This is a genomic window from Mycolicibacter senuensis, from assembly GCF_003284925.1.
GTDB lineage: Bacteria > Actinomycetota > Actinomycetes > Mycobacteriales > Mycobacteriaceae > Mycobacterium > Mycobacterium algericum_A.
This window is the reverse complement of record NZ_QMEX01000006.1, coordinates 85,756-95,195: the sequence shown is the minus strand read 5'-3', so window position 1 is coordinate 95,195 and position 9,440 is coordinate 85,756. Positions and strand designations below refer to the sequence as shown.

Sequence of the window (9,440 nt, the reverse complement as noted above, 5' to 3'; positions counted from 1 at the left end):
GCCGCTTTGCCGACCGGTGCCGGCTGCTGATCACGCATCGCGGTGGCCAGCCCGGCCGCCACCTGCTGCAGCGCGGCCAGTTCCCAGCGTCCGAACAGCGTGCTGCCACCTTCGTAGCGCTGCTCCTGGTACTCCTCGGGCGTGGTGACGTAGTGCAGGTAGCCGTTGCTGTAGCCGGCCACCAGCACATCGCGTAGCTCGGCGCCCACGATGGCCGCCACGGTGCGCCGTAACCGCAACCCGGCCACGATGGTCACCTCGGCGGGGATGCCGATCAGATACAGCTGCCCGATGCGCAGCAACTGCACGGGGCCGCCGTTGGGCATCAACGTCAGGGCCCGGTTCAGTCGGCTGCCCGGCCCCACCAGGCCCTTGGGCGCGTGGGCGTCGCGCAGTCGCGGCGCCACGCGGTAGACGGTGGCGTCGACCAGCGAGTCGACGATGCAGTTGCGGCCCTGTCTGAGCAGTGGGTGCAGCGGGCCCGGGCCCTCATCGGTACCGGCCAGTGCCGCCGCCCCGGCCACTGCGGGGCCGGTGCGATGGGTTCGGCCGTCACCGGTGAACTCGGGTGAGACCTCGAAATCGGATAAATCGACGTAGGTGGCCAGGGCAGCAAGGCCGCCGGTGACCTCGGCGCCGTGCCCAGTCGTCAGGTCGGCGGCCGCGGCGGCCTGCCGTTCCCCGATGATTCGGGTGTTCTCGAACTCGTCTTCGGTGGGGCCGCTGCCGGGACGGTGGTTGAGGTTGGGCGACATGTCGCCGCTGTTGGTCTGGGCGAAGGCAGCGACGAAGTCGGGCGGAACGGGTGCCAGATAGTCGACGCCGCGGTCGATGCGCTCCAACCGGTAGGCGGCGTAGCCCTTGTTGTCGCCGCTGATCAAGGTGTTGCGATTGGTCATGGACGTGCCGTGGGTGGCGAACCAGTTCACCGCGCCGACCAGGCGGCCGCCGCGTTCGATGCGCAGCAGCGTGGTCTGCGGGTCGATCGCGTCGGGGAAGTGGGCGCGCTCGGCCGCCGGGTTGCGGGCGAACGCCGACGGCGAGCGGTTGCTGCTGGCGTCGTGCAACCGGCCGACGGCCAGGCTCAGGGCGGCGGGTGCGAGGTCGGCGTGGGCACGCTCGACGGCCTCGCAGATGCCGTCGACGATCGCGGCGAACGTCTGCGGCCGGAATCCGCCGGTGTTGGAGTTGTAGAGCCGGTGGTCGGAGTAGCCGCCCGGACCGCAATGGGTGTGCGTCGCCGTCAGCATCACGTTGTGGACGGTGTACAGCTCGCCGTGGGCGGCGGCCAGCCGACCGAGCACCTCACGGTGCACGCTTTCCAGCAGCAGCGGCAGTTCGCACACCACCAGCAGCAGGCGCACCTCACTGGCGGGGTGGACGATCACGAACGCCCGGGCGCGCAACCTGTTGTGCAGGCCGGAGGTCTGCTGGGAGGCCACGCCGTAACCAAGCATTCCGCATTCGGCCGGCTCGCCGGTGATGTCGGCGATCCCGCGACCCACCCGATACTCCTCTGGCATCGCTCAAGTATCACCGGGCGTGGTCGCTCGCGATTCGGCACTCCCGGTCGATACGCTGTCCCCGCTACAGCGGCAGTCAAAACAGCTACAGCCCATCGGCGAAAGAGTGTTGTGCGCAGCGGAGAGATCAAAGCCCTCACCGGGCTTCGCATCATCGCCGCGGTGTGGGTGGTGCTGTTCCACTTCCGGCCGCTGCTGCGTCTGGGGTCGCCGGCCTTCAGCGATGCGCTCGCCCCGGTGCTCGACTGCGGGGCTCAGGGCGTCGACCTGTTCTTCATCCTCAGTGGCTTCGTGCTGACCTGGAACTATCTGGAACGGATGGGGGAGTCCTTCTCACCGCGGGCCACCCTGCACTTCCTGTGGTTGCGGCTGGCCAGGGTGTGGCCGATCTATTTGGTCACGTTGCACCTGGCGCTGCTGTGGGTGATCTTCACCCTGCACGTCGGCCATGTGCCAACCGAAGACCTCAGCCGGATGACCGCGACCAGCTACGTGCGACAGGTCTTGCTGATGCAGCTGTGGTTCGAGCCGTTCTTCGACGGGACCAGCTGGAACGGGCCGGCCTGGTCGATCAGTGCCGAATGGCTGGCATACCTGCTGTTCGGTGGGCTGGTCCTGGTGATCTACCGGGTGATGCGGGCGACGTCGGCCGGTGGCCTGGCCGCGCTGGCGGTCATCGCCTCGCTGCCGCCGCTGCTGCTGTTGCTGGCCACCGGCCAGTTCTACACCCCCTGGAGCTGGCTGCCGCGCATCGTCATGCAGTTCACCGCGGGCGCGCTGGCCTGCGCGTCGGTGCGCAAGCTGCAGGCCGGCGGTTCAGCGAGGCTCGACGGAGGAGAGGCGAAGCTGGGACCGCCGCGTGGACTGAGCGACCGGGCGCGCCGTGGCGCCGGCTACTGCGCGGTGTTGCTCATCGTCGCGATCGTCGGGACCCTGTACTACTTCGACGCCCATCCGATCTCCGGGCTGCACGACAGCGGCGGGCTGGTCGATGTGCTGTTCGTGCCGCTGGTGATGGCGCTGGCGATCGGAACCGGCAGCCTGCCGGTGCTGCTGTCGACTCGGGTGATGGTCTACGGCGGGCAGATCTCGTTCTGTCTGTACATGGTCCACGAGCTGGTGCACACCGCGTGGAACTGGGCCGCAATACAATTCGAGATCGTGTTGGACGAGGGGGCGGGTGCGGCCAAGTGGATGGTGTGCGGGCTGCTGGCGGGGGCGACGCTGTTGTCGGTGTTGTTGTTTCACGCCGTCGAGGAGCCGGGTCGGCGCTGGATGCGCCGGATGATCGGGACCCGGCCGGAGACGGCGCAGGTCACACCGGTCGAGGATCCGCTGGCCGTCGACCCGGTCGCCCCCGTCGCGGCGGATGACCGGCTCCGGAATGGACGCACCGAGGCGGTTCCTGTCAGTGTGCACTGACCCGTTCGGGGGAGGCGAGCGGTGAGCCGGCTGACGATGTTCGCCGGCTCGCTGGTGGCCATCGTGCTCGCCGTCGTCGCCTGCACCGGCTACCTGGCCCGCGACGACGATTCCGCGCGCCACTACGAGACTGTGTCGCTGAGTGCCTCGCCGATCCGGGTCGCCGTCATCGGCGACTCCTACACCGCCGGATACGAGGACACCGGTCGCGGCGCAGCGAACTGGACCGAGCGGGCGTGGCACATCCTGGCCGGCCGCGGCATCAACATCAGCGCCGACGTGGCGGCCGAAGGCGGCGCCGGTTATGCCGCGCGCGGCAACCGGGGCGGTCTCTTCGGGGATCTGACGGCTCGGGGCGTACAACCCGACGACGCGCTGGTGGTGTTCTTCGGCTCGCGCAACGACCAGGACGTCGAACCGAGCGAGCTGACCCGGCTGGTCGCCGACACCCTGGGCCTCGCCCGGCGGATCACCCCGGCGGCCCGGATGCTGGTGATCGGGCCGGCGTGGCCCACCGCTGAGGTACCCGGCAACATGTGGCGGATCCGCGACATCCTGAGCGCCGAGGCACGCGTCGTCGGGGCCGAGTTCGTCGACCCGCTGGCCGAACGCTGGTTCGTCGGCCGGCCCGAGCTGATCGGTCCCGACGGCGTGCATCCCACCGATGCCGGACATGCCTACATGGCCGACAAGATCGTGCCGCTGATCGCCGGCCAGTTGCCCAAGCGCACCTGAGGCGGCCCGGCCGCGTCACCGATCCGGGCAGAATCGGGGCATGACTGCGATGCGGGTGTTGATCACCGGAGGAACCGGATTCGTCGGCGGCTGGACCGCCAAAGCGATCAGCGACGCCGGGCACCAGGTGCGGTTCCTGGTTCGCAACCCGGCCGGCCTGCACACCAGCGTGGCGCGGCTCGGCGTCGACGTCGCGGATCATGTCGTCGGTGACATCACCGACGCGGACTCGGTGCGGCGCGCGCTGGACGGCTGCGACGCCGTCGTGCATGCGGCCGCGCTGGTCGCCACCGATCCGCGGCAGGCCGAGCAGATGATGACCACCAACTCCGACGGCGCCCGCAACGTGCTCGGCGGCGCGGTCGAGCTGGGACTGGACCCGATCATTCACGTCTCGAGCTTCACCGCGCTGTTCCGCCCCGGCCTGCGCACGCTGCGTGCCGACCAGCCGGTGGCCGGCGGCTCCGACGGCTACGGCCGGTCCAAAGCCCGCGAGGAGCGCTACGTGCGCGGTCTGCAGCAAGCCGGTGCCCCGGTCAACATCACCTACCCGGGCATGGTGCTGGGGCCGCCGGTCGGAGACCGATTCGGTGAGGCGGGCGAGGGGGTGCGGACCGCGTTGCAGATGCGGGTGATTCCGGGCCGCAACGCGGCCTGGCTGGTCGTCGACGTCCGCGACCTGGCGGCGTTGCACGTGGCGCTGCTTGAGCCCGGCCGCGGTCCGCGGCGTTACATGGCCGGTGGGCATCGGGTGCCCGCGCGGCAACTGGCCGGACTTTTCGCCACGGTGTCCGGTTCGGCCATGCTCGCCGCGCCGGTTCCGGACGTGGTGCTGCGCTGGGCCGGGCGCCTGATGGATCAGGCCGAGCGGGTGCTGCCGATCAGCACGCCGTTCACCGAGGCGGGGATGCAGTACTACACCCAGATGCCGGCCTCCGACGACTCACCGGCCGAACGCGATCTCGGCGTCGTCTTGCGGGATCCGCAAGAGACACTGGCTGATACGGCAGCGGCGATCCGCGGGTAGCCGGCCATGCAGTACCGCTAGGCGCTGGTGCGGAATCGGTCTCGGTAGGCCTTCGGCGAGACGCCGAGGTGAGTGGCGAAGACCCGCCGCAACGTCTCGGTGCTGCCGAAACCGGCCAGCCGAGCCGTATCGGTGACGCTGCGGCCGGCGTCGAGTGCGGCGCGGGCGATGTCGATCCGGACCGTCTCGACGTAGCGGGCCGGGGTAATGCCGAGCTCGGCGCGAAACAGTCGGGTCAGTTGACGGGTACTCAGCGACGCCTGGGCGGCGAGGTTCTTCACGGTGTGTTTGGCTCCGGGATCGGCCGCGATCGAGTCGAGAACACGCCGCAGCGTGGATCGTGATGGTGGAGAATAGCTTTCAACCAGCACGGAGAACTGCGATTGGCCGCCCGCGCGCTTGAGATAGACCACCAGGGTTCGTGCCACCTCGCGGGCGACCTCGGTTCCGTGGTCCTGCTCGACGAGGGCCAGCGCCAAGTCGATGCCCGACGAAACCCCTGCCGAGGTGAAGACGTCGCCGTCGCGGACGAAGATGGCGTCCGGTTCGACGGTGATGTCGGGGAAGGCGCGGGCCAGTAGCCCGGCATGGCGCCAGTGGGTGGTGGCACGACGGCCGCTGAGCAGCCCGGCCCGCGCCAGGACGAACGATCCGGTGCACACCGAGGCCAGCCGCCGGGTACGGGTGGCTGCCGTCTTCAGTGCGTCGACCAGCTCGGGATCGATCGGGCGGCCGACCAGCGCATTACCGCCGGCCACCATCACCGTGTCGGCGGATTCCAGCGCCGAGATCCGGTCGGTGGCCGTGAACGGCACCCCGACCGAAGTCTGCACCGGGCGACCGTCCACCGAGGCGACGATCAGCCGATAGTCCGCGCCGAACCGGTTGGCTTCGGCGAACACCTCGGCCGGTCCCGCGTTGTCCAGGAGTGTCACGCCGTCGAAGACGACCAGCATCACCGTCTTGCTCACCGAACCCACCTCATACCTGCGGCATCCGCTTGCTCAGTTGGGCCAGCGTCAGCCGTTCGCGCCCAGCATCGTCCAGGTAGGGGATACCGATCCCGTACTCCTGCCACCGGGCGGCGATGCGAGCCTCCAATTCGACCGGCAGCCGGTCGGTCGGCGGGAACCGCCGCCCTCCCCAGGCCGGCCTGGGGTCGATGTCCCAACTGCGGGTGGCGTCGATGAGCACCCGGGTCCATTCGCCGCTGCCGTATTTGTTGGTGTCGTTGCGTTCCGGCGGGGTGGACGGATCCAGTGAGGAGCCCAGGCCCGGCCCGAAGAAGGCGATGTCGCCGCGGCCGGCATTGACCCGGTAGGACATCGCCCAGTCGAGGGCAGTCGGGTCGTGGATGTCGATATCCTCCTCGACGACCACGACGTTCTTGTGAAACCACATCGAGCCCCCGGTTCCCCACAGCGCCGAGGCGATCTGTTGGGCATGACCCCGGTAGCGCTTCTGGATCTGCACCACGGTGTTCTGCCCGTTGGTCACCTCGCTCATCCAGAGGTCGGTGATGCCGCCGATACCGAGATCGTCGAGCACGTTCCAGGTGATGGCCGACCGGGCGAAATTGACGATGCTGTCCTCGTTGAGCAGGCCCGGCCGGATGCCTTCCAGGGTGCCGCGCAGCACCGGATCATCGCGGTGGGTGATGCGGGTGACGCGTAGTACGGGCGCGGGTGCCGCATCGCCGATGAAGCCCGGGTATTCGGCGAACGGGCCCTCCATCACGAAGGTCGACGGATCGGGATCGATGTATCCCTCGACCACGATCTCGGCGGTCGCCGGCACGTGCAGCGGAACCGATTCGCCGGCCACCAGATCCACCGGGCGGCCCAAAAGAGCACCCATCATGTCCCATTCGCAGATGTTCTTCGGGAACGGGCTGCCGGCGCAGAACGGCAGCACATCGTGCCAGCCATACACCACCGCGACCGGCATCGGCTCCGGTTTGTACTGCGCCATGTGGCCACCCCAACCCTGGCTGGGAACCAGCAGTTTGGCGATCTTGTCGCGGCCGACGATCTGGCCCCGGTAGAGGCCGATGTTGTCGCGGCCGGTCACGGTGTCCTGGGTGATGACGCCGCAGAACGTATCGATGTAGCGGCCGCCGTCTTCGCCGTGCCATTTCGGCACCGGAAACTCCCGCAGGTCGATGTCGGCGCCCTCGACGATGTTCTGTTTGACCGGCCCAGTCTCGACGATGCGCGGGGGAACCGGGTTGCGGAACGCCTCGCGAAGGTGACGCACGATAGCCGAATCACCGGTGTCGTCGGGCAGGCCCAGCAGTAACCGGAGCTGACGCCGGCTGCCGACCGCCGACGTCAACAGTTTGGTGCACCGGGTGTTTTCATGGTCGGTGATGTTCTCGAACAGCAATGCCGGGCCGCCAAGGCAGAGGTTGGCGCGGGTGATCGCGCCGATCTCTTCATCCCAGTCGACGGCCGCGGTGATGCGGCGTAACTGTCCGGCGGATTCCAGGGTGTCCAGCCAGCTGCGCAGATCCGGGCCGGTGTGCTGATCCGGCTGCCCGACGGAGTCTGCGGTACCGGAAAGGGTTGACGCGGTGCTCATTGCGCGCTCCGCACTACGGCCAACCGCGCGAGCTCGGGGTCGCCACCGGGTTGGTCGTCGTTCGTCGAGATCGGGTGGTGATCGTCTTTCCAGCGGTCGATCAGCGAATGCTCGATCCCGAGCTGATCGATGATGCGGCCGACCACGTAGTCGGTGACCTCCTCGACCGTGCCGGGACGGGCGTAATAGGCCACCGTCGGGGGAAAGATCACCGCACCGGCTCGCGCCAGGTAGTGCATGTTCTCCAGGTGGATCTCGCTCAGCGGGGCCTCCCTGGTGACCAGCACCAGCCTGCGCCGTTCCTTGAGCGTGACATCGGCGGCTCGGGTGATCAGGTTGTCGCTGAAGCCGATCCGAATGGCGCTCAAGGTTTTCATGCTGCACGGACACACCACCATGCCGTCGGCGCGGAAAGATCCACTCGAGATGCCCGCCGCCAGATCTCGGGCACTGTAGGCATGTGTCGCCATCGCCCGCACCTCGGCGACGTCGAAGTCGGTCTCCATCTTGATCGTCGCCCGCGCCCAGTCACTGACAACCAGGTGGGTTTCGACGCCGAGCTGCGCCAGCGCTTCCAATAAACGGATTCCCAGAGCGGCGCCGGTCGCTCCGGTCATGCCAACCACTAATCGCATCTGCTTCCTCCTGTCAACGCCACTTCAGTCTGCGGCGATCGCGTTCCGGAACAGAGGGGCATATCCGCCGTGCATCCCCCAGAATGCGACATGACGACGGCTGTCAGGTCGTCATACCCAGCTCGGACAGCCGGGTCTGGTTTTCGGCGAACCACCTGGTCTCCTGGCCGGGTTCGGGCAGGACCAACCCGCCTTCCATGGCGTTCGCCGAGTCTGCCTCGGTGAGCGCGACCAGAAACTCGGACTCCGGTTGCCCGGTGATCGCTGTCCACATCCGTGACAATTGACGCAGCATCTGCTGGCGGGTGTCGATATCGCGCCCGTGGCGGATCAGCCCGAAAAGGTACGAGTGGGCGGCGGTCTTACCGGCGACGAAACAGTCCCCGTCGGCGATCTGGTGGAACAGCACATTGACGAACAACTCGGGCGCACCCGTCTGCTCCGTGTGAATCGCAGTGATCTCCTGGGCGATTCGGCGCTTTTGCGGCCCGTTGAGCAGCCCGGCCGGGCTGTAGCACTGATAGATGGGCATGTCGCAACTCCTATCAACGACGGTCCTGGTAGGCCTGTGATCCCTGCACTTGGCTGCGGAAGTCGCTCGGCGTAATAGCGTGCCGCCGTCGCATCACCGTGGCGAGATGCTGGGAACTGGCGAATCCGCATTGGTGAGCGATCTCGGTGATGCTCAGCGACGAGGCCGCAAGCAGTTCACACGCCCGCGCGAAGCGGCGGTTCATCAGCCAGCGGCGCGGTGGCTCGCCGGTCGCATCGCGAAAGAGTGCGGCCAGGCGTGGCACTGACAGGCGCACTGACGCAGCGATCTCGCTGAGGTCAAGGTCGTCGGCGAGGTGCGTCTCGAGGTATTCGATGGTGCGGCGGAGGCGCCAATCATGGTAGCCGGCACCGACTCTGGGGGAGAGGGCCTGCGAGCCGGAAACGCTCGAATGTCGTCGCAGCAGACCGGCGATCAGTTGCTGGCCCAAGGCAGCCAGCATCGTCCGCGAAATCCGGTCGCCACAGCTCATCTCACGCAGCAGCTGCCGGAAGACGAATTCGACGAACGGATCGTGGGAACACATCGGGTCGATGAGGGTCACCGTCCGGCCGACGGCCAGCACGCCGCTGTCCACGGCCAGCTGCTCGACCAGGGCGTGCCGTACATAGACGTGCAGATAGGTGAACGGCTGGTCAGAGACGAACACTCCGCGCGGTTGCTCGCCGGCAACCACCATGTTCAGGTGAAATGGCGGGTGCGAACGGCTCCATTTCAGCCGGCCGTTACCGAAGTAGGTGTGGTGGTGGCGTCCGCTGATCGGCATCGCGATGACGTCGATGTTCCGATCTGCGCTGCGGCACAGTTCATAGGACGGTCTGTTGCAGAACCGCCAGATCGCTGCCGACAGCGACCCGTCCGACGTGGCGAGGCGGCGTTCCGGGGCAAAGCCCAATCGGTGCGCGATCGAGTCAGGAATGGATGTCGGAGGTGCCGTCACCCCAGCAGTGTCCGCTTCGGTGTGG

The 9,440-nt window shown here is 67.9% G+C and carries 9 protein-coding genes; 3 read left to right on the top strand and 6 right to left on the bottom strand.

Annotated elements, in window-relative coordinates; all coding sequences use genetic code 11:
• Window positions 1-1,523, bottom strand: a 1,523-nt coding sequence (locus DQP56_RS04205) for a neutral/alkaline non-lysosomal ceramidase N-terminal domain-containing protein (RefSeq protein WP_112683733.1), incomplete at its 3' end; no start/stop codon positions are given.
• A 111-nt stretch (window positions 1,524-1,634) separates the two neighbouring features.
• On the opposite strand from DQP56_RS04205, the gene DQP56_RS04200 reads away from it, so the two are divergent.
• The 3 genes from DQP56_RS04200 to DQP56_RS04190 are packed head-to-tail and all read left to right on the top strand — an operon-like array spanning window position 1,635 to window position 4,707.
• Window positions 1,635-2,945, top strand: a complete 1,311-nt coding sequence (locus DQP56_RS04200; protein WP_112683717.1) for an acyltransferase family protein — start codon at window positions 1,635-1,637, stop codon at window positions 2,943-2,945.
• Between the two features lie 21 nt (window positions 2,946-2,966).
• Window positions 2,967-3,680, top strand: coding sequence for an Rv0518 family GDSL lipase (locus DQP56_RS04195; protein WP_234825502.1), 714 nt, complete (start codon window positions 2,967-2,969; stop codon window positions 3,678-3,680).
• Window positions 3,681-3,729: 49 nt separating this feature from the next.
• Window positions 3,730-4,707 carry an NAD-dependent epimerase/dehydratase family protein gene (locus DQP56_RS04190; RefSeq protein WP_112683731.1) on the top strand — a complete coding sequence of 326 codons (978 nt, stop codon included), beginning with the start codon at window positions 3,730-3,732 and terminating at the stop codon, window positions 4,705-4,707.
• A gap of 17 nt (window positions 4,708-4,724) precedes the next feature.
• Here the strand turns inward: DQP56_RS04190 and DQP56_RS04185 are convergent, their stop codons facing one another.
• The 5 genes from DQP56_RS04185 to DQP56_RS04165 form a co-directional block, all read right to left on the bottom strand.
• On the bottom strand, window positions 4,725-5,663 hold the full coding sequence (locus DQP56_RS04185; RefSeq protein WP_112683730.1) for a GlxA family transcriptional regulator: 939 nt from the start codon (window positions 5,661-5,663) through the stop codon (window positions 4,725-4,727).
• A 25-nt stretch (window positions 5,664-5,688) separates the two neighbouring features.
• The gene (locus DQP56_RS04180; RefSeq protein ID WP_112683716.1) at window positions 5,689-7,287 is read right to left on the bottom strand and encodes a UbiD family decarboxylase; all 1,599 of its coding nucleotides are present in this window, start codon (window positions 7,285-7,287) and stop codon (window positions 5,689-5,691) included.
• Complete coding sequence (locus DQP56_RS04175; protein ID WP_112683715.1) at window positions 7,284-7,922, bottom strand: UbiX family flavin prenyltransferase; 639 nt, start codon at window positions 7,920-7,922, stop codon at window positions 7,284-7,286. Before DQP56_RS04175 ends, DQP56_RS04180 begins: the two co-directional genes overlap by 4 nt.
• A gap of 103 nt (window positions 7,923-8,025) precedes the next feature.
• Window positions 8,026-8,454, bottom strand: coding sequence for a tautomerase family protein (locus DQP56_RS04170; protein WP_112683714.1), 429 nt, complete (start codon window positions 8,452-8,454; stop codon window positions 8,026-8,028).
• A 13-nt stretch (window positions 8,455-8,467) separates the two neighbouring features.
• Complete coding sequence (locus tag DQP56_RS04165; RefSeq protein ID WP_234825501.1) at window positions 8,468-9,415, bottom strand: helix-turn-helix domain-containing protein; 948 nt, start codon at window positions 9,413-9,415, stop codon at window positions 8,468-8,470.
• Window positions 9,416-9,440: the final 25 nt, after the last annotated feature.

Bases quoted from the DNA above. Each gene is read 5' to 3' on its own strand.
- DQP56_RS04190 (WP_112683731.1), top strand. From the start codon at position 3,730: ATGCGGGTGTTGATCACCGGAGGAACCGGATTCGTCGGCGGCTGGACC.
- DQP56_RS04185 (WP_112683730.1), bottom strand. From the start codon at position 5,663: ATGCTGGTCGTCTTCGACGGCGTGACACTCCTGGACAACGCGGGACCG.
- DQP56_RS04180 (WP_112683716.1), bottom strand. From the start codon at position 7,287: ATGAGCACCGCGTCAACCCTTTCCGGTACCGCAGACTCCGTCGGGCAG.
- DQP56_RS04175 (WP_112683715.1), bottom strand. From the start codon at position 7,922: ATGCGATTAGTGGTTGGCATGACCGGAGCGACCGGCGCCGCTCTGGGA.
- DQP56_RS04170 (WP_112683714.1), bottom strand. From the start codon at position 8,454: ATGCCCATCTATCAGTGCTACAGCCCGGCCGGGCTGCTCAACGGGCCG.